The following is a 23282-nucleotide window of genomic DNA, read 5'->3' on the forward strand; positions in this document are numbered from 1 at the left end:
CCGCTGGAGGCAACAGGCTACAGCGGACGGTGACCGCGCGATGACCCGCAGCTTGCGGACTTCGTCAGCCGGCCGAGCGCTCCCAGTCGATCGTGGGCAGGCCGGCGTCGGCGAGGGCCTTGTTGGCCGCGCTGAACGGGCGGCTGCCCAGGAAGCCGCGCGGGTTCATCGGGCTGGGGTGCCCGGCCTCCAGCACCACGTGCTGCGGGTTGGTGACCAGGGCGGCCTTCTTGCGCGCGTAGCCGCCCCAGAGCAGGAAGACCACCCGGGAGTCCAGCGCGTCGAGCGCGCGGATGGTGGCGTCGGTGAACTCCTCCCAACCGCGGTTGGCGTGCGAGCCGGGGGTGGCCTCGCGGACGGTGAGCACCGAGTTGAGCAGCAGGACGCCCTGCGCCGCCCAGCCGCTCAGGTTGCCGCTGCGGGGCTTCGGCACGCCGAGGTCCTCGCCGAGCTCCTTGAAGACGTTGCGCAGCGACGGCGGCACGCTGACGCCCTCCCGCACGCTGAAGCTGAGCCCGTGCGCCTGCCCCGCCTTGTGGTAGGGATCCTGCCCGAGGATCAGCACCCGACAGTCGGCCGGCGCGCAGAGCCGGTAGGCCGAGAAGAGGTCGTCGACCGGCGGGAAGACGGTGCGGGTCGCGTATTCCCCGGCGACGAACTCGGCCAGCGCGGCCGTGCGGGCCGGGTCGAGGTGCGGGGTGAGCACGGCACGCCAGTCCTCCGGCAGCAGCGCCAGCAGGTCCAGGGTGGGGGCGTCGTCGGGCATCGGCAACCTTTCGCCTGTCGGGTCCGTCCCGCGCACTCTAGGCAGCCGGTACGACAGCGCTCACGCGAGGGCCGCCAGGCGCTGCGCCCAGTCGCCGCCGACCGGCTCCAACTCGACCACCCGGGTGTCGTCGTCGCGCCGGTCGACGCGCACCCGCAGGTGGGCCTCGACCAGTTGCTCGACCAGGCCCTCGCCCCACTCGACCACGGTCACCGACTCGTCCACCGAGGCGTCCAGGTCGAGGTCGTCGATCTCGGCGCGCGGGTCGGCCGCGTCGCCCAGCCGGTACGCGTCGGCGTGCACCAGCGCCACCGTGCCGCCGCGGGCCGGGTCGGGCCGGTGCACCCGGGCGATCACGAAGGTGGGCGAGGTGATGTCGCCGAGCACCCCGAGCCCGGCCCCGATGCCCTGGGTGAGCGCGGTCTTGCCGGCGCCGAGCGGCCCGGTCAGTAGCAGCAGGTCGCCGGCGCGCAGCAGCCCGGCCAGCCGCCGCCCGAACGCGTGGGTGTCGTCGACCGTCGGCAACTCGACGACGTGGGTCACAGCGCCTCCAGGAAGCGCGTGAGCGCCTCGTTGACCTCGTCGGCGTGCTCCAGCATCACCACGTGTCCGCTGTCGGAGATCTTGACGAACTCGGCGTGCGGCAGCCGCCGGACGATCTCCTCGGAGTGCGTCACGGGGGTGATCATGTCCTTGTCGCCGACGATCACCAGCACGGGGGTGCCCGCCAGCGCGGCGAGCGCCGGGTACCGGGAGTGGGTCGCCAGCGTGCGCAGGTAGCGGGTCACCGTGTCGGCGGACGTGCGCGAGTTCATCGTCTCCACGTACGACACCAGGGCGGGGCTGGGGTGGCGGGTGCCGAAGCCGTACCTGCGGGTGAGCAGCCAGGCCACGTTGGTGGTGGACTTGCGGGCCCGGTCGATCACCGTGCCGCCGTAGCGGGTGACGTTGCCGACCAGGTGCAGCACCGGCGCGCCGACCCGGCCGAGCAGGGCGGGCGCGACCAGCTTGGTCTCGGCGAGCAGGCCGCCGGAGGTGGCCATCAGCACGGTGCCCACCACCCGGTCGCCGAACAGCTCCGGGAACAGCTCGGCGAAGGCCATGATGGTCATCCCGCCCATCGAGTGGCCGATCAGCACGAGCGGCCCCTGCGGGGCGGTGCGGTCGATCACCTCGCGCAGCGTCCGGCCGAGCGCGGTGAGGTCGTACTCGCCGGTCTCCAGCCGCCCGGACCGGCCGTGCCCGGGCTGGTCGTACGCGACGATGCGGTGCTCGCCCCGCTCGGCGAGCGCCTTGCGCTGGAAGTGGAAGGTGCCCATGTCCAGGCAGAAACCGTGCACCAGCACCACGGTCGGGTTGCCGGGCTTCGGCCGGGTCGGCTCGACCACCTCGACGTGGATGTCGGTGCCGTCGGGCATCTCCAGCCGGAACGACTCGTCGTACCGCTGGTCGTCGAAGACCTCGGCGGCGTACCGGTCGGTGGGGTCGGACTTGAGCTTGCGGACCAGGGCGCGTTCGGTGGCGACGCCGGCCGCGAGCCCGGCGGCGGCGACCCCCACGGCGGCCAGCGCGCCGACGGCGGCCCTGGCCTGCCCGGAGCGGGGCAGCGGGATCCGGGGGCGGTACGTCACGGGCGCTCGCCGTCGTAGACGCGGGGCACCCGGGTGCTGCCGAAGCGGGTGACGATCTCGTAGTTGATGGTGCCGACCGCCTCGGCCCAGTCGTCGGCGGTGGGCTCGCCGTCGACGCCGCTGCCGAAGAGGGTGACGACGTCGCCGGCGGCCACCGGGTCGTCCCCGCAGTCGAGCACGAACTGGTCCATGCAGACCCGGCCCGAGATCCGCCGCCGCCGGCCGCCGAGCTGCACCGGCCCGCTGTTGGAGGCGTGCCGGGGCACCCCGTCGGCGTAGCCGAGCGGCACCACGGCCAGGTTCGCCTCCCGCTCGGTGGTGTAGGTGTGCCCGTACGAGACGCCGGAGCCGGCGGGGACGCGCTTGGCGAGCATCACCCGCGCCCGCGCGGTCATCGCCGGGCGCAGCCCGTAGCTCTCACCGGTCACCGGGGAGAGGCCGTAGACCGCCAGCCCGGGCCGGACGAGGTCGAAGTGGGTGTCCGGCCGGGTCAGCGTGGCGGCCGAGTTGGCCAGGTGCCGGTAGCGCGGGCGCAGGCCGGCCTGCTCGGCCATGCCCAGGCCCTCGTGGAAGACGGCGAGCTGCCGGTCGATGGTCGGGTGGCCGGGCGAGTCCGCGTAGACGAAGTGGCTCCACACCCCGACCACCTCGACCAGGCCGTCGGCCTGCGCCTTGGCGGCGGCGTCGAGCAGGGCCGGCCAGTCGGCGACGGTCGCGCCACCACGGGACAGCCCGGTATCGATCTTGAGGTGCAGCCGGGCCGGCCGCCCGGCGGCGCGACCCGCCGCCACCATCTCGTCGAGCTGGGGCAGGCTGGCGACGCCCAGGTCGACACCGGCGGAGACGCCCTCGTGCAGCGGCAGCCCCGGCGCGAGGAGCCAGGCCAGCACCGGCGCGGTGATCCCGGCCCGGCGCAGCGTCAGCGCCTCGTCCAGCGTGCAGACGCCCAGCCAGTCCGCCCCGGCGTCGAGCGCGGCGCGGGCCGCCGGGACCATGCCGTGGCCGTAGCCGTCGCCCTTGACCACCGCCATCAGCTCGGCGGCGGTGCCGGCCCGGAGCCGGCTCACGTTCTCGCGGATCGCGTCCAGATCCACCCGCACCTCGGCCTGCCACATGCCCCCCAGCCTACTTTCCGCGCTGATCTCCGCGGCCGGGGCGGGCGGAGACGGCGCCGCCCGGGCAGCCGGGGCGCGGTCAGCCGAGGCGGGCGAGGACCGGCCGGAGGGCGTCGGCCACGTCGGGCGCGGTCACCGGCCCACCCCGGGCCGCCTCCCGGCCGGCCAGCCCGTGCAGGTACGCGGCCGCCGCCGCCGCGCGCTCGGGTGCCAGCCCGGCTGCCAGCAGCGAGCCGAGCAGCCCGGCCAGCACGTCGCCGGTGCCTCCGGTGGCCAGCGCCGGGCTGCCGGTCGGGTTGACGTACGCCCGACCGTCCGGCGTGCCGATCACCGTGCGGTCCCCCTTGAGCAGCACCACGGCGTTCATCCACGCGGCCAGCCGGAGCGTGGCCCCCACCCGGTCGGCCCCCGGGCTCTCCCCGCAGAGCCGGGTGAACTCGCGGTCGTGCGGGGTGACCACGATCGGAGCGTCCCGCCTGCGCAGCCGGTCCGCGAGCGAGCCGTCGACCAGCAGGTTCAGCGCGTCGGCGTCGAGCACCACGGGCACCGGGGCGGCGAGCACGGCGCGCAGCTCCCCGGCCGCGTCCTCGCCGGTGCCCAGCCCGGAGCCGCACACCCACGCCTGCACCCGCCCCGCGTCGGCGACCCGGCCCGTCGCGATCACCGACGGGTGCCGGTGCAGCACGTCGGCCCGGGCGGAGCCGGCGTAGCGGACCATGCCGGTCGGGCCGGCCAGCGCCCCGGCCACGGAGAGCACCGCCGCGCCGGGATAGGTCGCCGAGCCGGTCGCGACACCCACCACCCCCCGGGTGTACTTCTCCGAGGCCGGGCCGAGCCGGGGCCACCACCCGGCGACGTCCGACCACTCGGTCACGCGCAGCGCCGGGCTGCCGCGCAGCCACGGCTCCAGCCCGATGTCGACCAGCTCCACCTGGCCGGCGAGCGCGGCGGCCGGGCCCACCACCAGGGCGGGCTTCAGCGCGCCGAAGGCGACCGTCACGTCGGCGCGGACGGCGCTGGGCCGCCCGGGGGCGGTCAGCGGCACGTGCCCGGTGTCGACCGCGACGCCGCTGGGCACGTCCACCGCGACCACGGTCGCCGGGGCGCCGTCGCGCCCACAGTGCCGCACCAGGCTGGCGGCGAGCTGGTCGGCGGTATCCCGCAGCCCGCCACGACCGCCGATGCCGACGATGCCGTCCAGCACCATGTCGACCGTCGCCGGCGGCCGGTCCACGATCCGCCCGCCGGCGGCCCGCAGCGCGGCCAGCCCTTCGGCGTGCGCCCGGCCGGGGGTGAGCAGCAGCGCCGAGACGGCCGCGCCCCGGCGGGCCAGATGCGCGCCGGCCAGGAGCGTGTCGCCGCCGTTGTCGCCGGAGCCGACCAGCAGCAGCACCCGGGCGGCGTAGACCCCGCCCCGGTCGGCGAGGAGCAGCGCGCAGCGGCGGGCCAGCCCGGCGGCGGCCCGCTTCATCAGCGTCCCGGGCGGGAGGGTGGCCATCAGTCCCGCCTCCGCCGCGCGTACGTCCGCGACCCGCCACACCGGTCTCACGCCACCGCCCCCGTCCGACGTCCTGGCGCACCGCGTCGGCGCGCCCCGATCACCGTTCCGCCACCACCATGGCCGAGGCGATCCCGCCGTCGTGGGACAACGAGAGATGCCAGCGGTTGACCCCGCGCTCGGTGGCCGCCGCCGCGACCGTGCCGGAGACGGTCAGCCAGGGACGGCCGTCCGGGTCCGGCACGATCTCGCAGTCGTGCCAGCTCAGCCCGGCCGGTGCGCCGAGCGCCTTCGCGACGGCCTCCTTGGCCGCGAAGCGCGCGGCCAAGGACTCGGGCGAGCGCGGGTTGCCGGAGCTGGTGTAGCGCTCGGCCTCCGTGAAGAGCCGGTCGGCGAGCAGCGGCGTCCGTGCCAGGGCCCTGGCGAACCGCTCGACCAGGACGACGTCGATGCCGACAGCGACGATCACGGGCTCACCCTACCGGCGTGGGCGGCCGCACATTAGCCGCAGGCGCCGGGCGGGGCAACGCCTGTGGACGACGGGTGTACGCCCGCCAGGGCCGCCGTCCACAGGGCGCCCGCCCGGGTGTGGACGACGCCTAGCGTCCCGGTCGTCGATGTTCCGCGAGGCGACGGGGGCGAGGATGACCGAGGAGCCGATCACCGTACGACCCGACGCGCTGCGCCGGGCCGCGAGCGCGCTCGGCGACGACGCGTACCGGCTCGCGCACGGGCTGGCCGGGGTGACCGGGCTGGTGGTGCCGGCCCCGGAGTGGGCGGCCGGGGCGGCGCTGACCGGTCTGGAGTCGGCGGTGCACGCCTGGTTCGGTGCCCTCGGTGCCCGGGTGGCCGAGACGGCCGGGGCGGTGCGGGCGGCGGCGGAGGCGTACGAGGCGGTGGACGACCGGGCGGCCGGCCGGCTCACCGCCCTGCCCCGGTGACCGCGCTGGCGGCCGGCGGACGCGGGCCGGCACCGACGGCGGACCGGACCGGGCCGACACCAACGACGGGCCGAACCGGGCCGACAACGACGACCGGCGGCCCCCGGCCGGTGCCCGGGCAGGCGGGTCGAGCCGCTGCCGGCCCGCCTGCTCCGACGTCGGCGGCGGGTCGGACCGGGCCCGCCACGCGGCCGGCCCACCCTGCCGACCGGGCGGCCGTGGGCTACCGGCAGCTCTGGGCGGCCGACCCGGGCGCGTGGCGGGCCGCCGGGGCGGCCTGGCGCGGGCTGACCGATCCGGTCGGGCGCCGGGCCGGCGAGCTGTCCGCCGACGCGGCGGCGCTGCGCGCCGACTGGTCCGGCGGGGCGGCCGGGGCCGCCGACGCCCGGCTCGCGGCGCTGCGCGCCGAGCTGACCACGGTCTCCCCCGCCCTCATCGAGGTCGACCAGGTGCTGGCCGAGTTCGCCGACCGGCTGGGAGCGGCCAAGGCCCGGCTCGCCGCCGCGGTGACGCGCGCGGACGGCGCCGGTCTGCTGGTCGACCGGCAGGGACGGGTCGCCGCCGATCCCGCCCGCGCGCCGACCACCCCACGCTCGGGGCAGGTCGCGGCCGGGGTGGGCGCGGCGATCCGGGAGGCGCTGGAGCTGGCCGGGGCCGCCGACCGGGAGGCGGCCGACCGGCTGGACGCCCTGGCCGCGGCCGCCCGGTCGACGTGGGTCGCCCCGCCGCCGCCCGGCCGACCCCCGCCCGGCGCGGGCCCCACCGCCGTGCGGGCGTGGTGGGCCGGGCTCACCCCCGCGCAGCGCCGGTGGCTGGTGGCGCACGAGCCGGGGCTGGTCGGCCGCCTCGACGGGGTGCCGGTGGCCGACCGCGACCAGGCCAACCGGCTGTCGCTCGGGGTCCGGCGGGAGGAGCTGCTCGCGGCGCGGCGGCGGCTGCTGGAGCGGGTGCCCCGCGGGCCCGCCGAGCTGGCCGGGCTGCTCCGGGTCGACAAGGCGCTGGCGGGGCTGGACGCGTTGGCCGGTCGCCTGGCCGCCGGTGAGGCGCCCCGGGCGTACCTGCTGGGGCTGGGCACGGCCGGCGAGGGGCGCGCGGTCGTGGCGCTGGGCAACCCGGACCGGTCGGCGCGGGTGCTGACGTACGTGCCCGGGATGACCGCCGGCCTGGGCGACGCGACCGGCGAGCTGGGCCGGGCGGCCCGGGTGCTGTCCCGCTGCGCCGCCCTGGCCCCCGAGGGGGAGACCGCGGCGGTGCTCTGGTTGGACTACGACGCCCCCGACTTCCTGCACGAGGCGGCCTGGCCGGGGCAGGCCCGGGACGCCGCGCCGGCGCTGCACCGGTTCCAGGAGGGGCTGCGGGCGACCCACGAGGGGCCGCCGGGCCGGCAGACCGTGCTGGGCCACAGCTACGGCTCGCTGGTGGTCGGCACGGCGGCGCGCGACCACGGGCTCGCCGCCGACGCCCTGGTCTTCGTCGGCTCGCCCGGGGTGGGTGTCGCGCACGCCGCCGAGCTGCGGCTGCCTCCGGGGCAGGTCTGGGCGAGCACCGCGTCGGACGACGTGATCCGGCTGGCCCGGCCGCCGGACGAGATGGCCCGGCAGGCCCTGCACGCCGCGTCGCCACTGACGGTCGCCGGGCCGGGGCGGGAGTTGTGGTTCGGCCACGACCCCAGCCACCCGGCCTTCGGCGGGCGCACCTTCCCCAGCGGCCGGCACGGCCACACCGGCTACTGGGCGCCCGACAACCCGGCGCTGGACGGCATGGCCCGGATCGTGCTGGGCCGCTGACCGCGACCGTCGACCGGGGCCCGAGGCACCCGCCACCGACCGCAACGCACGTGTCGGGCCCGGCCACCGTGCGGTGGCCGGGCCCGGCGCGACGGCGGTACGGACTACTCGACGGTGACCGATTTGGCCAGGTTGCGGGGCTGGTCCACGTCGTGCCCCCGGGCGGCGGCGATCTCGGCGGCGAGGACCTGCAACGGCACGGTGGTGACCAGCGGCGCGAGCAGGGTCGGCGTACGCGGCACGTAGATCAGGTGGTCGGCGTAGCGGACGACCGCCTCGTCGCCCTCCTCCGCGATCACGATCGTCCGGGCGCCGCGCGCCCGCACCTCCTGGATGTTGGAGACCACCTTGTCGTGCAGCATGCCCCGGCCCACCGGCGACGGAACGATGCAGATCACCGGGGTGCCCTTGTCGATCAGGGCGATCGGGCCGTGCTTCAGCTCGCCGGCGGCGAAGCCCTCGGCGTGCATGTACGCCAGCTCCTTGAGCTTGAGCGCGCCCTCCAGGGCCACCGGGTAGCCCACGTGCCGGCCGATGAAGAGCACGGTCGGCTCGGACCGCAGCTCGCGGGCCAGCTCGCGGACGGGCTCGATCCGCGCCAGCAGCTCGCGCAGCTTGCCCGGCATCTGGTGGAGCTGCTCCACCACGGCGGCCACCTCGTCGGCGAACTTGATGCCGCGCACCTGGGCCAGGTGCAGGCCGATCAGGTAGCAGGCGACGAGCTGGGTGAGGAACGCCTTGGTCGAGGCGACGGCGATCTCGGGGCCGCCGTGGGTGTAGAGGACCGCGTCGGACTCGCGGGGGATGGTGGAGCCGTTGGTGTTGCAGATGGCCAGGACGCGGGCCTTCTGCTCCTTGGCGTGCCGCAGCGCCATCAGGGTGTCCATCGTCTCGCCGGACTGCGAGATCACCACGATCAGCGTGGACCGGTCGAGGACCGGGTCGCGGTAGCGGAACTCGCTGGCCAGCTCCACCTCGCAGGGGATCCGGGTCCAGTGCTCGATGGCGTACTTGGCGACCAGCCCGGAGTGGTACGCGGTGCCGCAGGCGACGATGAAGATCTTGTCGACGTCACGCAGGTCCTGGTCGCTGAGGCGGACCTCGTCGAGCATGATCTCGCCGGAGTCGGTGAGCCGGCCGAGCAGCGTGTCCGCGACGGCCTGCGGCTGCTCCTCGATCTCCTTGAGCATGAACCAGTCGTAGCCGCCCTTCTCGGCGGCCGAGGAGTCCCAGTCGATGTGGAAGTCCTTGCCGCTGGCGGGCTGGCCGGAGAAGTCGGTGATCTCGATGGTGTCGCCGGTGATGAGGACGATCTGGTCCTGGCCCAGCTCCACCGCGTCGCGGGTGTGCTCGATGAACGCGGCCACGTCGCTGGCGAGGTAGTTCTCCCCGTCGCCCCGGCCCACGACCAGCGGCGAGTTGCGCCGCGCGCCGACGACGGCGCCGGGCACCGCCGCGTCGACGGCGAGCAGGGTGAACGCGCCCTCCAGCCGCTGGCACACCACGCGCATGCCGGCGGCGAGCAGTTGCGGGCCCTCGGGGTGGCCGGCGGCGCGCAGGTCGGCCAGCGCGGCGGAGAGCAGGTGCGCGGCGCACTCGGTGTCGGTGTCGCTGGCGAACTGGACGCCGTCGGCCTCCAGCTCGGCGCGGAGCTTCGCGAAGTTCTCGATGATGCCGTTGTGGATCACCGCGACCCGGCCGTCGGGGGCGAGGTGCGGGTGGGCGTTGCGGTCGGTGGGGCCGCCGTGGGTGGCCCACCGGGTGTGCCCGATGCCGGTGGTGCCGTCCCCGATGCCGATGGGGCTGGCCGCGCAGGACGTCGGGTCCTCGGCGGCCCGCTCGGAGAGCACCTTCTCCAGGTTGGCCAGCTTGCCGGCCTTCTTCTCGGTCAGCAGCTCGCCGTCGCAGACGATGGCGACGCCGGCCGAGTCGTAGCCGCGGTACTCCAGCCGCCGCAGTCCGTCCAGCACGATGCCGAGCGCCGGGCGCGCCCCGGCGTAACCCACGATTCCACACATGTCCCGCAGCCTAACCCAGTTTCGCTCATCGCGCGTGCGCGAAAGCCGGGTAATCGATCACTGAATTTGAGCGGTCGGGGCGGACCCGGACACCGTCAGTGGCTTCGGACGGGTTGACGGCAACCTCGCCTCCCGACGCTTCGCCAGCCGCGCGCGGTGGCCCCGCGGTCCCGGCGGGGCGGCCCGTAAGCTGGCGGGCGTGACGACGACCGCCGATGTCGACCCGCTGGTGACCCGGATGCGCCCGTTCGGGACGACCGTCTTCGCCGAGATGTCCGCCCTCGCCGTACGCACCGGCGCGGTCAACCTGGGTCAGGGCTTCCCGGACAGCGACGGGCCGCCCGAGATGCTCGCCGCCGCGGCCGAGGCGCTGCGCGGCGGCCAGAACCAGTACCCGCCGGGCCCCGGCATCCCGGCGTTGCGCGCGGCGGTGGCCGCGCACCAGCGCCGCTTCTGGGGCCTGGAGTACGACCTTGAAAGCGAGATCGTCGTGACGGCGGGCGCCACCGAGGCGATCGCCGCGGCGGTCCTCGGGCTCTGCGAGCCGGGTGACGAGGTGGTCTGCTTCGAGCCGTACTACGACTCGTACGCCGCCTCGATCGCGCTGGCCGGCGCGGTGCGGCGGCCCGTCACGCTGCGCCCCGACGCCGACGGCCGGTACGCCTTCGACCCGGCCGCCCTGCGCGCCGCGTTCGGCCCGCGCACCCGGCTGGTGCTGCTGAACTCGCCGCACAACCCGACGGGCAAGGTGTTCACCCCCGACGAGCTGGCCCTGGTCGCCGAGCTGTGCCAGGAGCACGGCGCGTACGCGGTGACCGACGAGGTGTACGAGCACCTGGTCTTCACCGACGCCGCCGCCGACCACGTGCCGCTGGCCGCCCTGCCCGGGATGCGCGAGCGGACGCTGCGGATCTCCTCGGCCGGCAAGACGTTCTCCTGCACGGGCTGGAAGGTCGGCTGGGCGAGCGGCCCGGCGGCGCTGGTCTCGGCGGTGCTGCGGGTGAAGCAGTTCCTCACCTTCGTCAACGCCGCGCCGTTGCAGCCGGCCGTCGCGGTGGCCCTGGCCCTGCCGGACCACTACTTCACCGGCTTCCGCGACAGCATGCAGGCCCGCCGCGACCAGCTCGTCGGCGGGCTGACCGACGCCGGGTTCGAGGTGTTCGCGCCGGAGGGGACGTACTTCGTCACCGCCGACGTCACCGCGCTGGGCGGGCGGGACGGGGTGGAGTTCTGCCGCTCGCTGCCCGAGCGGTGCGGGGTGGTCGCGGTTCCGACCCAGGTCTTCTACGACGACCCCGACGCGGGCCGGCACCTGATCCGCTTCGCCTTCTGCAAGCGCCCCGAGGTGCTGACCGAGGCGGTCACCCGGCTGCGCCGGCTGCCGGGGAGCTGATCCCGCGCCATCAGCCGAAGGCGCGGTCGATCGCTGCCCCTAAGCTCCGGCGGCCCGCCCGCAGGATCGACGAGGCCGGCGACAGCGGTCTCTCCGGTGGTCGCCGGGCCGCTGCGCAGCGGCGATCGAGCGGGCGGCCCGGAGCGCTGGCGCGCCAGTGGAGTCGCCCGCCCGCTGTCGAGCTGATGTCGCAGACGATTCACCGGTGGGGTCGGTCACCACCCCGTCCTGATGTCGCAGACGACTCAGCTCGACAGGGCGCCGACGGCATCGACGAACCCGGACGTTCGGGGTCGGACCGGCGCGGCCGGGCCAGGCGGGGCCGGCCACGCCGGCCGGCCGGGTCACGCGGCGCCGGCCACGCCGGCCGGCCGGGTCACGCGGCGCCGGCCACGCCGGCCAGCCGGGTCACGCGGGGCTGGCCACGCGGACCGCGTCGGCGATGCGTTCGGCCGTCTCGCGGGCGACGTGCTCCGTGGCGGCCTCGACCATGACCCGGACCAGGGGCTCGGTGCCGGACGGGCGGAGCAGCACGCGCCCGGTCTCCCCCAGCTCGGCCTCGGCCCGCTCGACCTCGGCGCGCACGGCGGGTGCGGCCGCGCCGACCGTACGGTCGCCGACGGGGACGTTGACCAGCACCTGCGGCAGCCGGGTGAGCACGCCGGCCAGCTCGGCCAGGGACTTCCCGGTCGCCGCCATCCGCGACATCAGGTGCAGCCCGGTCAGCACGCCGTCGCCGGTGGTGGCGTACGCGGGCATCACGATGTGCCCGCTCTGCTCGCCGCCCAGCGCCAGCCCGGACGCCCGCAGCTCCTCCAGCACGTACCGGTCGCCGACCTTGGTCTCGACCAGCCGGATGCCCTCGCGGGACATCGCGAGACGCAGGCCCAGGTTGCTCATCACGGTCGCGACCAGCGTGTCCTGCGTCAGCGTGCCGGCCTCCCGCATGGCGAGGGCGAGGATCGCCATCACCTGGTCGCCGTCGACCTCGTCGCCGTCGGCGGTCACCGCGACGCACCGGTCGGCGTCGCCGTCGTGGGCGATGCCCAGGTGCGCGCCGTGCTCGACCACCGCGGCCCGCAGGGCCTCGATGTGGTTGGAGCCGCACTCGTCGTTGATGTTGAGGCCGTCCGGCTCGGCGTGGATGGCGACGACCTCGGCCCCCGCCTCCCGGTACGCCACGGGGGCCACCTCGGCGGCCGCGCCGTTGGCGCAGTCGACCACCACCTTGATCCCGTCGAGGCGGTGCGGCACGGTGCCGACCAGGTGCTGCACGTAGTGGTCGGCGCCGTCGAGCAGGTCGTGCACCCGGCCGACGCCGGCACCGACCGGCCGCTCCCACGCGGTGGTGGCGTTCGCCTCGACGGCCGCCTCGATCTTCATCTCGATCTCGTCCGGCAGCTTGTGTCCGCCGGCGGCGAAGAGCTTGATCCCGTTGTCGGGCATCGGGTTGTGCGAGGCGGAGAGCATCACGCCCAGGTCGGCCTTGGCCTCGGCGGTGAGGAACGCCACGGCCGGGGTCGGCAGCACACCCACCCGGACCACGTTGGCGCCGGCGCTGGTGAGCCCGGCCACGACCGCGGCCTCCAGCATCTCGCCGCTGGCCCGGGTGTCCCGCCCGACCACGGCGAGCGGGGGATGGCTCCTGTCCGACTCGGCGAGCGTGTGCGCGGCGGCGACCGCCACCGCCAGCGCCAACTCGGGCGTGAGATCCGCGTTCGCCCGCCCGCGTACGCCGTCCGTGCCGAACAACCGGCCCATACCGCCAACCTCCGAAGAAACGGTCCAGGAAAGGCGAACGGCCGGGCCCACCTCCCGTCGAGGGGAGGCGGACCCGGCCGTCCGTCAGTAGTACAACGTGCCGCTGAAGATCAGCGCTTCGAGTACTGGGGAGCCTTACGGGCCTTCTTGAGGCCGTACTTCTTGCTTTCCTTGACCCGGGCGTCCCGGGTGAGGAAGCCGGCCTTCTTCAGCGCCGGCCGGTCGTCCGGCTCGCTGACGATCAGGGCCCGGGCGATGGCCAGCCGGAGCGCGCCGGCCTGACCGGTGGTGCCGCCGCCGCGCAGGTTGGCGATGACGTCGAACGCCTCCGGCTTCTCGGCGGTGACCAGCGGGTCCTTGATCAGCTGCTGGTGCACCTTGCTCGGGAAGTAGGCCTCGAGGTCGCGGCCGTTGCAGGTGATCTTGCCGGTGCCCGGCACGATGCGGACCCGGACGATGGCCTCCTTGCGGCGACCCACGGTCTGGATCGGCCGGTCACCACGAGGCGCGCGGGCGACGGGCGCCGGCGCCTCGGTGGCCTCGGGGGCAACCTCGGTGGCGGTGATGTCGGTCATGCTGATTCCTTCGCCCGCGCTCACTGCGCGATCTGCTTGATCTCGAACGGCACCGGCTGCTGCGCGCCGTGCGGGTGCTCGGCACCGGCGTAGACCTTCAGCTTCTTGATGAGCTTACGGCCGAGCTTGTTGTGCGGGAGCATCCCCTTGACGGCGAGCTCGATGGCCCGCTCGGGACGCTTGGTCAGCAGCTCTTCGTAGCCGACCTGCTTCAGACCACCCGGGTAACCGGAGTGGCGGTAGGCGATCTTCTGCTGCCGCTTGTTGCCGGTCAGCGCCACCTTGCCCGCGTTCACGATGACGACGAAGTCGCCCGTGTCGACGTGCGGCGCGAAAGTCGGCTTGTGCTTGCCGCGCAGCAGCGTGGCGGCGTGGGTGGCCAGGCGGCCCAGCACGACATCAGAGGCGTCGATGACGTGCCACTGACGCTCGATCTCACCCGGCTTCGGGCTGTACGTACGCACAGGTCTACCTTGTCTCGTCGTCGGTCTGGGGTCGCGCGCCGAGGTGACCGGGCGCGCACGAACGACCAAGCGTACCTCAGGCGGCACGCCTCTGGATGTCGTACAACAGCAGGCAACGATACCCGCCGCCCCGTCGGCAGGTCAAAACGGGGTGCCGCACGCCTGACCTGCGGCGGAGTCATGGCCCGGGTCACACCCCGGCCAGCCTGCGCGGGCCCGGCCGCAGGTAGACCAACCACGTCACCCCGAAACACACAGCGTAGGCCACGACGAACGCGACATACGCCGCGTCCGCGCTGCCCTGGGTGAGGAACGACTGCCGGAACGCGACGTTCACCAGCACCCCGCCGGAGGCACCGACCGCGCCGGCGATGCCGATCAGCGCCCCGGTCATCCGCACGGCCCAGCGCTCGGCGGTCGCCGCGTCCCGCCGGCCGGCGTCGACCGCGGCCGTCGCCCGGGCCCGGAAGACCGCCGGGATCATCTTGTACGTCGACCCGTTGCCGATCCCGGAGAAGACGAAGAGCGACAGGAAGCCCAGCAGGTAGAGCCCGAACGACCGCTCGCGGGCGGCGAAGAGCACCAGCGAGGCGCCGGCCGCCATGGCGACGAAGTTCCAGAAGGTCACCCGGGCCCCGCCGAGCCGGTCGGCGAGGTGGCCGCCGACGGGCCGGATCAGCGAGCCGATCAGCGGGCCGAGGAAGGTCAGCCAGGCGGCGTCGACCGGGGTCGGGAAGCGCTCGGCGAACTGGAGCTGGAGCACCTGGCCGAAGGCGAAGCCGAAGCCGATGAAGGAGCCGAAGGTGCCGATGTAGAGCAGCGACATCACCCAGGTGTGCGGGTCGCGCGCGGCCTCGCGCAGCGCGCCGGGCTCGTTGCGCGCCGCCGGGATGTTGTCCAGCCCGCGCGCCGCCGCCAGCGCGGCCAACACGATCAGCGGCAGGTAGACCGCCGGCACCAGCCGGGGGTACGCGGCGCCCGCCGTCGCCAGCACCGCCAGCCCGACCAGTTGCACCGCCGGCACGCCGAGGTTGCCGCCCCCGGCGTTCAGCCCGAGCGCCCGCCCCTTGAGCCGTTGGGGGAAGAACAGGTTGATGTTCGCCATGGAGGAGGCGAAGTTGCCGCCGCCCACGCCGGTCAGGCAGGCCAGCACCATCAGCGTGGTGTAGGAGACGCCCGGCTCCAGCAGGACGGTCATCGGCACGGCCGGGACGAGCAGCAGCAGTGCGCTGACGATCGTCCAGTTCCGCCCGCCGAAGCGGGCCACGGCCAACGTGTAGGGCAGCCGCAGCACCGCCCCCAGCGCGGCGGGCACGGCCGTGAGCAGGAACTTCCCCGCCGGGTCGATGCCGTACTCCGGGCCGAGGAAGAGCACCGTCACCGACCAGAGGCTCCACACGGAGAAGCCCACGTGCTCGGCGAAGATCGAGACCCAGAGGTTACGCCGGGCGATCGGCGCCCCGGTCGTACGCCAGAAATCCGGGTCCTCGGGGCGCCAGTCGTCGATGCGGCGCCGGCGCCCGGCGGCGGCCGGGGCGGCCTCGGCCAGGGGTGTGGTGGGGGCCAGTGTGCTCACGGCGACTCCTCCTCGTCGGTGCGACCTGGAGGAACGCTAGGAATCCGGGATTACCCCACGGTGCCCGTCGCGGGTCGGGCCGGAAACGGAGATCGCACCTCGGCCGGGCGGCGCCGGTGAGATGTCAGAGCTGTTGCAGGATGCGCAGCGCCCGCTCGACCCTGCGCATGGTCCCGGTGTCGGCGACGTCCACGCACTCGGTGAACCACTTCTTCATCGGCGCGGAGAGCCGGTCGGGCATCACCACGTACGCGCCCATCGGCACGGCCAGGGGCGAGTCGCGCAGCAGCGCCTCCTCGACCACCTCGGCCACGATGACGATCGGCACGTCGGTGGAGTTGTAGACGTCGGAGCTGATCACCAGCCCGAGCCGTTCCCGGGCGCCGTCGATGCGCCAGACCTCGCCCCTACGCAGCACGCGGACGACCGCCGAAGAGCACGTCGTCGACCATGCCCACCTCGCGGGCGTCGGCGAGGGCGGCGGACTCGAGGTCGAGCCCGGCCCGGCCGACGGCGGCGGCGTGCGCGGTGAAGACCTCGCGCAGCGCCTTCTCCCGGGCCGCCTGGTCCATCCACGCCGACAGGGAGAGCCCCTCGCGCTTGGCGAACCGCCGGGCCTCCTCGATCGTCTCGTCCGAGAACGACAGGGTCACCTTGGCAGTCATGCCGTGCAGACTACCCAGCGGTATGACCGCCAGTCATCCCGTCTGCACCCGCTATTCGCGCCGGCCGCCGAACACGGCAAACCGCCACTGCTTGAAGAAGCAGTCGACGTCGACCAGGCCCGCCTCGGCCAGCCAGCGGCACTGCTCGGCCACGGGCGCCGGCCGGTCGTACGCCATCCGCCCCTCGGCGGCGGCGATCTCGTCGGCGTCGGAACCGAGCGCCGCGACCTGCGCCAGCCACACCTCGTGGTAGCGCCGGTCCAGGGCGGGCGTGGGGCCGGCGACCTGCTCCGCGTTGACGAAGACGCCGCCGGGGGCCAGCGTCGCCGCCACCCGCCGGTAGAGGTCGCGCTTGCCGGCGTCGTCGAGGTGGTGGATGGCCAGCGCGCTGACCACCGCGTCGTAACGGCCGGCGGGCAGCGGGGCGGCCAGGTCGGCCCGGACCGTGCGGTGCGCCACCCCGCGGGCCCGCAGGTGGTCGGCGGCGACGGCCAGCATGGCCGGCGCGGCGTCGACCAGGGTCAGCCGGATCCCCGGCACCGCCGCCGCGAACAGCAGCGACAACAGCCCGGTGCCCGCGCCCAGGTCCAACACCTCCGGGGTGCGCCCCGCGGCGAGCGCGGCCCGCAGCGGCGGCGCGGCCACCTCGACGGCGGTGCCGTAGAACGCGTCGAAGCAGGGCACCAGCCGGCGGCGGGCCTCGTCGTAGCTGCCGGCCACCGCGTCGAACGCCTCGGCCACGCCCATGCCGTCCTCCCAAAATCCGGGAATGTTGTCCCATATTGTAAACGACGCGAGCCGACCGGCTGCCGTCGTGCGGTGTGAGGGGCTCTTGACAGGACCGAAACAAACGAGACCCGGAGCGGAAACCGCCCGCCGGCACGCTTTGCCGACATGACAGACGGTGCACGGGCGACGACTCGGCCGGGGCGGACGCCCCGGGAGGTGGCGACGCACTGCCCGTACTGCGCCCTCCAGTGCGGCATGACCCTGCGCGAGGAGGCCGGCCGGGTGGCGGTGCTCCCCCGGCAGTTCCCCACCAACCGGGGCGGCCTGTGCCAGAAGGGCTGGACCGCCGCCGAACTGCTCGACCATCCCGAGCGGTTGACCACCCCGCTGCTCCGCGACCCGCACTCCGGCGAGCTGCGCCCGGCGAGCTGGGACGCCGCCCTCGACCGGATCGTCGCCGGCCTCCGCGCCGTCCAGGACGGACACGGCCGGGACGCGGTCGCCGTCTTCGGCGGCGGCGGGCTCACCAACGAGAAGGCGTACGCGCTGGGCAAGTTCGCCCGGGTGGCGCTGCGCACGAAGCACATCGACTACAACGGCCGGTTCTGCATGTCCTCGGCGGCGGCGGCCGGGATGCGCGCCTTCGGCGTCGACCGGGGCCTGCCGTTCCCGCTGGCCGACCTGGGGCGGGCGGACACGCTGCTGCTGGTCGGCGCGAACCCGGCGGAGACCATGCCCCCGCTGGTGCGCTGGCTGACCGAGCAACGCGAGCGCGGCGGCCGGCTGATCGTGGTCGACCCCCGGGCCACCGCCACCGCCCGGCAGGCCGACCTGCACCTGCAACCCCTGCCCGGCACCGACCTGGCGGTGGCGAACGCGCTGCTGCACATCGCGCTCACCGAGGGCTGGATCGACAAGGACTACGTGGCCGACCGCACCACCGGCTTCGAGGCGGTCCGCCGCGGCGTGGCGGGCTGGTGGCCGGCCCGCGCCGAGGCGCTCTCCGGGGTGCCGGTGGCCGACCTGGAGGCGACCGCCCGGGCCCTCGGCACCGCCGAGCGCGCGATCATCCTGACCGCGCGGGGCGCCGAACAGCACGCCAAGGGCGTCGACACGGTCACCGGCTTCGTCAACCTGGCGCTCGCCCTCGGCCTGCCCGGCCGCCCCGGCTCCGGCTACGGCTGCCTCACCGGCCAGGGCAACGGGCAGGGCGGGCGGGAGCACGGGCAGAAGGCCGACCAGCTCCCCGGCTACCGGAGGATCGACGACCCGGCCGCCCGGGAGCACGTCGCCGGGGTCTGGGGGGTCGCGGCAGACGAGCTGCCCGGCCCCGGCGTGCCCGCCTACCAGCTGCTGGACTCGCTGGGCACGCCGGCCGGGCCGAAGGCGCTGCTGGTGTTCGGATCCAACCCGGTGGTCTCCGCACCGCGGGCCGGCCGGGCCGAGGGCCGGTTACGCGACCTCGACCTGCTCGTGGTCGCCGACTTCCTGCTCTCCGAGACGGCCGCGCTGGCCGACGTGGTGCTGCCCACCGCGCAGTGGGCCGAGGAGGACGGCACGATGACCAACCTGGAGGGTCGGGTGCTGCGCCGCCGCGCCCTGCGCCCACCGCCTCCCGGCGTCCGTACCGACCTGGAGATCCTCGCCGACCTGGCGGAGCGGCTGGCCGCCGTCGACGGGCCCGGCGCCGCCGCCCCGGCGGGCCGGTTCCCCACCGACCCGCGGGGCGTCTTCACCGAGCTGCGGCGGGCCTCGGCCGGCGGGACCGCCGACTACGCCGGGGTGAGCTGGGAGCGGATCGACGCGCACGACGGCGTCTTCTGGCCGTGCCCGACCGAGGACGGGCCGGACACCCCCCGGCTCTTCACCGACCGCTTCGCCACCCCCGACGGGCGCGCCCGGTTCCACCCGGTGGAGCACCGGCCGGCGGCCGAGGAGGTCTGCGCCGACTATCCGCTGCACTTCACCACCGGCCGGGTGCTCGCGCAGTACCAGTCCGGCACCCAGACCCGCCGGGTCGCCGCGCTGCGCCGGGCCGCCCCGGACGCCTTCGTCGAACTGCATCCCGACCTGGCCGACCGGCTCGGCATCGGCGACGGCGAACCGGTGCGGGTGGTCTCCCGCCGGGGGGAGTTGCGGGCGCCGGCCCGGCTCAGCACCAGCATCCGGCCGGACACCGTCTTCGCGCCGTTCCACTGGGGCGGCGCCGCGCGGGCCAACTCGGTGACCAACGACGCCGTCGACCCGGTCTCCGGGATGCCGGAGTTCAAGATCTGCGCCGTCCGGCTGGAGAGGGTGGACACACCGTGACCCAACGCGTGGTGATCGTGGGCAACGGGATGGCCGGCGCCCGGCTGGCCACCGAGCTGCACGCCCGGGGCGGGGACCGGAAGGTCACCGTGCTCGGGGCGGAGCCGCACCGGGCGTACAACCGGATCATGCTCTCCACGCTGCTCGCCGGCAAGATCGGCGAGGCGGACGTGGAGCTGGCCGAGGCCGCCGGGCAGGGAGTCGACCTGCGCACCGGGGTGACCGTCACCGCGATCGACCCGGCCGCCGGCGCGGTCCGCACCGACGACGGCGACCGCATCGCGTACGACCACCTGGTGCTCGCCACCGGCAGCCGGGCCGTGGTGCCCCCGCTGCCCGGGCTGGAGGGGCCCGGGCTGCCGGAGCGGGTGGTCCCGTTCCGCACCCTCGACGACTGCCGGCGGATCCTCGCCGTCGCCGACGGCGCGCGCAGCGCCCTGGTGCTCGGCGGTGGGCTGCTCGGGCTGGAGGCGGCCCGCGGGCTCGCCGCCCGGGGCCTGGACGTCGGGGTGGTGCACCCGGTGCCGTACCTGATGGAACGGCAGCTCGACCCGGCCGGCGCGGCCGTGCTGGCCGGCACGCTCGCGGGCCTCGGGGTGACCACCCACCTGGCCGTGTCGGCCACCCGGGTGGTCACGGACGCCGACGGGGTCCGTCTCGACCTGGCCGACGGCCGGTCGCTCGCCGCGGACCTGCTGGTCATCTCCTGCGGGGTACGCCCCGACACCGCCCTCGCCGCCGCGGCCGGGCTGGCCGTGGAGCGCGGCGTGCTGGTCGACGACCGGCTGCGCACCAGCGACCCGCGGATCTCGGCGATCGGCGACTGCGCGCAGCACGACGGCGCCCTCACCGGGCTGGTCGCCCCGGCCTGGGCGCAGGCGCGGGTGGTGGCGCAGGTGCTCACCGGCGAGGACCCGCTGGCCCGCTACCGGCCCCGTCCGGTGGTGACCCGGCTCAAGGCGGCCGGCATCGACCTCGCCGCGATGGGCGACCCGGCGGACGGCGAGGCGGGCGAGGAGCTGACCTTCGCCGACCCGGCCCGTGGCACGTACGCCCGGCTGCGCATCCACGACGAGCGGTTGACCGCCGCCATCCTGCTCGGCGACAACCCGGCGGTCGGCACGGTCATCCAGCTCTTCGACCGGGGTCAGCCGGTGCCGGCCGACCGGCGGTCCCTGCTGCTCGGCCGGGCCTTCGGCGCGGCCCCGGCGGCGCCCGCCGCGTCCCCGGCGCTGATGCCGGACGCGGCGACCGTCTGCCAGTGCAACAGCGTCAGCAAGGGCGCGCTGGTGAGCTGCTGGCGTTCCGGGGCCCGGACGGTCGACGCCGTGGTGGCGGCCACCCGGGCCGGCACCGGCTGCGGCGGCTGCCGGGACGCGGTCGCCGGCATCGTCGGCTGGCTCTCCGAGGTGGATTCAGTGGAGGTGACGCGATGAGCGAGCGAATCAGCAGGCTCGGCGCGACGGTGCCGCATGACGGCACGCAGCGGAGCGGAGGGCCGTCATGAGCGCCGGCAGGCTGGTCGTCGTCGGCAACGGCATGGTCGGGCAGCGCTTCGTCGACGCGCTGCGCGCCCGCGACCCCGAGGGGCGGTGGCGGGTCACCGTGCTCGCCGAGGAGACCCGCCCGGCGTACGACCGGGTGCGGCTCTCGGCGTTCTTCGACGGGGTGGGCGCCGACGAGCTGAACCTGCACACCCCCGACGACGGGGTGGAGCTGCGTCTGGGCGAGCCGGCGACAGAGATCGACCGGGAGCGGCGGGTGGTGCGCACGGCGGGCGGCGAGCACCCGTACGACGCGCTGGTGCTGGCCACCGGCTCGTACGCCTTCGTGCCGCCGGTGGCCGGGGCGACCCTGCCGGGGGTCTTCGTCTACCGCACGCTCGACGACCTGGTGGCGATCCGGGAGCACGCGCGCGGCCGGCGCACCGGCGCGGTGATCGGCGGCGGGCTGCTCGGGCTGGAGGCGGCGAACGCGCTGCGGCTGCTCGGGCTGGACACCAGCGTGGTGGAGTTCGCGCCCCGGCTGATGCCGGTGCAGGTGGACACGGCCGGCGGCGCGATGCTCCGCCGGTACGTCGACGAGCTGGGCGTGACCACCCACCTGGGCGTGGCCACCACCGCCGTGCGGCCCGGCCCGGACGGCGCCGTCGCCGGCCTGGAGCTGGCCGACGGCACGGTGGTCGACGCCGACCTGGTGGTGGTGGCGGCCGGCATCCGGCCCCGCGACGAGCTGGCCCGGGCGGCCGGACTGGCGCTCGGCCCGCGCGGCGGGGTGCTGGTCGACGGCGCCTGCCGGACGGCCGACGAGCGGATCTGGGCGGTCGGCGAGTGCGCGGCGGTCGACGGCACCTGCCACGGCCTGGTCGCCCCCGGCTACGCGATGGCCGAGGTGGTCGCCGACCGGCTGGTCGGCGGGGCGGCCACCTTCCCCGGCGCGGACACCGCCACCAAGCTCAAGCTGCTCGGCGTGGACGTGGCCTCGTTCGGCGACGCGCACGGCACCACCCCAGGCTGCCTGGACGTCACGTTCACCGACCCGGCCACCCGGGTGTACGCCAAGCTGGTCCTCTCCGACGACGCGAAGACCCTGCTCGGTGGGGTGCTGGTCGGCGACGCGAGCGCCTACCCGACGCTGCGGGCCAGCGTCGGCGGGCCGCTGCCGGGTCCCCCGCTGGCGCTGCTGGCCCCCTCCGGCGCGGCGGGCGCGGGGGCCGGCGCCCTGCCCGCCACCGCCCAGGTCTGCTCGTGCAACGCGGTGACCCGCGCCGACATCGACGAGGCGATCGCCGGCGGCTGCGCGGACGTGCCGGGGCTGAAGGCGTGCACCCGGGCGGGCACCAGCTGCGGCTCCTGCGTGCCGATGCTCAAGCAGCTCCTCGACGCGGCCGGGGTGAGGCAGTCCACCGCGCTGTGCGAGCACTTCGACGCCAGCCGGCAGGAGCTGTTCGACATCGTCCGGGTGCGCGGCATCCGCACCTTCTCGCAGCTCGTCGCCGAGCACGGCCGGGGGCGCGGCTGCGACATCTGCAAGCCGGTGGTGGCCTCGATCCTCGCCTCGCTCGGCACCGGGCACGTGCTCGACGGGGAGCAGGCGTCGCTGCAGGACACCAACGACCACTTCCTGGCCAACCTGCAACGCGACGGCAGCTACTCGGTGGTGCCCCGGATCCCCGGCGGCGAGATCACCCCGGAGAAGCTGATCGTGATCGGCGAGGTGGCCCGGGACTTCCGGCTCTACACGAAGATCACCGGTGGGCAGCGGATCGACCTGTTCGGGGCCCGGGTCGAGCAGTTGCCGCAGATCTGGCGCCGGCTGGTCGACGCCGGCTTCGAGTCCGGCCACGCGTATGGCAAGGCGCTGCGCACGGTGAAGTCCTGCGTCGGCGAGACCTGGTGCCGGTACGGGGTGCAGGACTCGGTCGGGCTGGCCATCGCCCTGGAGCTGCGCTACCGGGGGCTGCGCGCGCCACACAAGATCAAGTCGGCGGTGTCGGGCTGCGCCCGCGAGTGCGCCGAGGCCCGCAGCAAGGACTTCGGCGTCATCGCCACCGAGACCGGCTGGAACCTCTACGTCGGCGGCAACGGCGGCTTCCGGCCCCGCCACGCCGACCTCTTCGCCACCGACCTGTCCACCGAGGAGCTGATCCGGCTGATCGACAGGTTCCTGATGTACTACATCCGCACCGCCGACCGGCTGCAACGCACCGCCGCCTGGATCGAGGCGATGGACGGCGGGCTGGACCACCTCCGCGCGGTCGTCGTGGACGACTCGCTCGGCCTCTGCGCCGAACTCGACGCCGCCATGGCCCGGCACGTCGACTCGTACTCGGACGAGTGGCGGGACGTGCTGGAGGACCCGGTCCGGCTGCGCCGGTTCGCCTCCTTCGTCAACGCCCCCGAGGTGCCCGACCCGTCGATCGCCTTCGCGCTCGAACGGGGCCAGCCGGTCCCGGTGGTCCGCGCGCCCGCCGCCGAGGGCCGGCAGCCGGTCGCGCTCGGGATGCCGGAGGTACGGCGATGACCATCACGACACCCGCACTGCCGGAGGTAC

The 23282-nt window shown here is 75.3% G+C and carries 20 protein-coding genes; 6 read left to right on the forward strand and 14 right to left on the reverse strand.

Annotation, left to right across the window (positions count from 1 at the left end):
- Positions 1 to 64 precede the first annotated feature (64 nt).
- From ung to ACGF7U_RS11635, 6 genes are all read right to left on the reverse strand, one after another.
- The gene (gene ung / locus ACGF7U_RS11610) at positions 65 to 766 is read right to left on the reverse strand and encodes a uracil-DNA glycosylase (protein WP_393105520.1); all 702 of its coding nucleotides are present in this window, start codon (positions 764 to 766) and stop codon (positions 65 to 67) included.
- Positions 767 to 826: 60 nt separating this feature from the next.
- A complete protein-coding gene (tsaE, locus tag ACGF7U_RS11615; protein WP_393105522.1) occupies positions 827 to 1309 on the reverse strand; it encodes a tRNA (adenosine(37)-N6)-threonylcarbamoyltransferase complex ATPase subunit type 1 TsaE in 483 nt (160 codons plus the stop codon).
- Complete coding sequence (locus tag ACGF7U_RS11620) at positions 1306 to 2397, reverse strand: alpha/beta fold hydrolase (RefSeq protein WP_393105524.1); 1092 nt, start codon at positions 2395 to 2397, stop codon at positions 1306 to 1308. Before ACGF7U_RS11620 ends, tsaE begins: the two co-directional genes overlap by 4 nt.
- Entirely contained in the window at positions 2394 to 3512 is a 1119-nt protein-coding gene (gene alr, locus ACGF7U_RS11625; RefSeq protein WP_393105526.1) for an alanine racemase, read from the reverse strand. The genes ACGF7U_RS11620 and alr overlap by 4 nt, the downstream gene beginning before the upstream one ends.
- A gap of 79 nt (positions 3513 to 3591) precedes the next feature.
- Positions 3592 to 5061: an NAD(P)H-hydrate dehydratase gene (locus ACGF7U_RS11630; protein ID WP_393105528.1), complete on the reverse strand. Its 1470-nt coding sequence runs from the start codon at positions 5059 to 5061 to the stop codon at positions 3592 to 3594.
- Between the two features lie 49 nt (positions 5062 to 5110).
- Positions 5111 to 5479: a holo-ACP synthase gene (locus ACGF7U_RS11635; protein ID WP_350704088.1), complete on the reverse strand. Its 369-nt coding sequence runs from the start codon at positions 5477 to 5479 to the stop codon at positions 5111 to 5113.
- Between the two features lie 175 nt (positions 5480 to 5654).
- Here ACGF7U_RS11635 and ACGF7U_RS11640 point away from each other — a divergent pair, with 175 nt between their 5' ends.
- A complete protein-coding gene (locus ACGF7U_RS11640) occupies positions 5655 to 5951 on the forward strand; it encodes a type VII secretion target (RefSeq protein ID WP_393105530.1) in 297 nt (98 codons plus the stop codon).
- A 218-nt stretch (positions 5952 to 6169) separates the two neighbouring features.
- Positions 6170 to 7738, forward strand: coding sequence for an alpha/beta hydrolase (locus ACGF7U_RS11645; RefSeq protein ID WP_393105532.1), 1569 nt, complete (start codon positions 6170 to 6172; stop codon positions 7736 to 7738).
- Between the two features lie 104 nt (positions 7739 to 7842).
- Here the strand turns inward: ACGF7U_RS11645 and glmS are convergent, their stop codons facing one another.
- Positions 7843 to 9756, reverse strand: a complete 1914-nt coding sequence (glmS, locus tag ACGF7U_RS11650) for a glutamine--fructose-6-phosphate transaminase (isomerizing) (RefSeq protein ID WP_393105534.1) — start codon at positions 9754 to 9756, stop codon at positions 7843 to 7845.
- Between the two features lie 199 nt (positions 9757 to 9955).
- Here glmS and ACGF7U_RS11655 point away from each other — a divergent pair, with 199 nt between their 5' ends.
- Positions 9956 to 11149, forward strand: a complete 1194-nt coding sequence (locus tag ACGF7U_RS11655; RefSeq protein WP_393105536.1) for a pyridoxal phosphate-dependent aminotransferase — start codon at positions 9956 to 9958, stop codon at positions 11147 to 11149.
- A gap of 408 nt (positions 11150 to 11557) precedes the next feature.
- On the opposite strand, the gene glmM is transcribed toward ACGF7U_RS11655, so the two are convergent.
- The 7 genes from glmM to ACGF7U_RS11690 all read right to left on the reverse strand — a co-directional run bounded on the left by glmM (position 11558) and on the right by ACGF7U_RS11690 (position 16937).
- Positions 11558 to 12910: a phosphoglucosamine mutase gene (gene glmM / locus ACGF7U_RS11660; RefSeq protein WP_393105538.1), complete on the reverse strand. Its 1353-nt coding sequence runs from the start codon at positions 12908 to 12910 to the stop codon at positions 11558 to 11560.
- Positions 12911 to 13020: 110 nt separating this feature from the next.
- The gene (rpsI, locus tag ACGF7U_RS11665) at positions 13021 to 13485 is read right to left on the reverse strand and encodes a 30S ribosomal protein S9 (protein WP_018784602.1); all 465 of its coding nucleotides are present in this window, start codon (positions 13483 to 13485) and stop codon (positions 13021 to 13023) included.
- A 20-nt stretch (positions 13486 to 13505) separates the two neighbouring features.
- Positions 13506 to 13949, reverse strand: coding sequence for a 50S ribosomal protein L13 (rplM, locus tag ACGF7U_RS11670; RefSeq protein WP_393105540.1), 444 nt, complete (start codon positions 13947 to 13949; stop codon positions 13506 to 13508).
- A 190-nt stretch (positions 13950 to 14139) separates the two neighbouring features.
- Entirely contained in the window at positions 14140 to 15525 is a 1386-nt protein-coding gene (locus ACGF7U_RS11675) for an MFS transporter (RefSeq protein ID WP_393105542.1), read from the reverse strand.
- A gap of 124 nt (positions 15526 to 15649) precedes the next feature.
- Positions 15650 to 15943, reverse strand: coding sequence for a hypothetical protein (locus ACGF7U_RS11680; RefSeq protein WP_393105544.1), 294 nt, complete (start codon positions 15941 to 15943; stop codon positions 15650 to 15652).
- Positions 15933 to 16190 (reverse strand): DUF6364 family protein, encoded by a 258-nt coding sequence (locus tag ACGF7U_RS11685; protein ID WP_208417965.1) that lies wholly within the window; start codon positions 16188 to 16190, stop codon positions 15933 to 15935. The genes ACGF7U_RS11680 and ACGF7U_RS11685 overlap by 11 nt, the downstream gene beginning before the upstream one ends.
- 51 nt (positions 16191 to 16241) lie before the next feature.
- A complete protein-coding gene (locus ACGF7U_RS11690) occupies positions 16242 to 16937 on the reverse strand; it encodes a class I SAM-dependent methyltransferase (protein WP_393105546.1) in 696 nt (231 codons plus the stop codon).
- Positions 16938 to 17174: 237 nt separating this feature from the next.
- On the opposite strand from ACGF7U_RS11690, the gene ACGF7U_RS11695 reads away from it, so the two are divergent.
- The 3 genes from ACGF7U_RS11695 to nirB all read left to right on the forward strand — a co-directional run bounded on the left by ACGF7U_RS11695 (position 17175) and on the right by nirB (position 23252).
- The gene (locus ACGF7U_RS11695) at positions 17175 to 19229 is read left to right on the forward strand and encodes a molybdopterin oxidoreductase family protein (RefSeq protein ID WP_393106241.1); all 2055 of its coding nucleotides are present in this window, start codon (positions 17175 to 17177) and stop codon (positions 19227 to 19229) included.
- Positions 19226 to 20665: an FAD-dependent oxidoreductase gene (locus tag ACGF7U_RS11700; RefSeq protein WP_393105548.1), complete on the forward strand. Its 1440-nt coding sequence runs from the start codon at positions 19226 to 19228 to the stop codon at positions 20663 to 20665. The genes ACGF7U_RS11695 and ACGF7U_RS11700 overlap by 4 nt, the downstream gene beginning before the upstream one ends.
- Before the next feature lie 67 nt (positions 20666 to 20732).
- Entirely contained in the window at positions 20733 to 23252 is a 2520-nt protein-coding gene (nirB, locus tag ACGF7U_RS11705) for a nitrite reductase large subunit NirB (protein ID WP_393105550.1), read from the forward strand.
- Positions 23253 to 23282: the final 30 nt, after the last annotated feature.

This window comes from Micromonospora sp. NPDC047670, assembly GCF_043204915.1.
Taxonomy (GTDB): Bacteria; Actinomycetota; Actinomycetes; order Mycobacteriales; family Micromonosporaceae; genus Micromonospora.

Coding starts and splice junctions, on each gene's coding strand:
- ung (WP_393105520.1), bottom strand. CDS start 766: ATGCCCGACGACGCCCCCACCCTGGACCTGCTGGCGCTGCTGCCGGAG.
- ACGF7U_RS11690 (WP_393105546.1), bottom strand. CDS start 16,937: ATGGGCGTGGCCGAGGCGTTCGACGCGGTGGCCGGCAGCTACGACGAG.
- alr (WP_393105526.1), bottom strand. CDS start 3,512: ATGTGGCAGGCCGAGGTGCGGGTGGATCTGGACGCGATCCGCGAGAAC.
- rpsI (WP_018784602.1), bottom strand. CDS start 13,485: ATGACCGACATCACCGCCACCGAGGTTGCCCCCGAGGCCACCGAGGCG.
- glmM (WP_393105538.1), bottom strand. CDS start 12,910: ATGGGCCGGTTGTTCGGCACGGACGGCGTACGCGGGCGGGCGAACGCG.
- glmS (WP_393105534.1), bottom strand. CDS start 9,756: ATGTGTGGAATCGTGGGTTACGCCGGGGCGCGCCCGGCGCTCGGCATC.
- ACGF7U_RS11640 (WP_393105530.1), top strand. CDS start 5,655: ATGACCGAGGAGCCGATCACCGTACGACCCGACGCGCTGCGCCGGGCC.
- ACGF7U_RS11685 (WP_208417965.1), bottom strand. CDS start 16,190: ATGACTGCCAAGGTGACCCTGTCGTTCTCGGACGAGACGATCGAGGAG.
- nirB (WP_393105550.1), top strand. CDS start 20,733: ATGAGCGCCGGCAGGCTGGTCGTCGTCGGCAACGGCATGGTCGGGCAG.
- ACGF7U_RS11695 (WP_393106241.1), top strand. CDS start 17,175: ATGACCCTGCGCGAGGAGGCCGGCCGGGTGGCGGTGCTCCCCCGGCAG.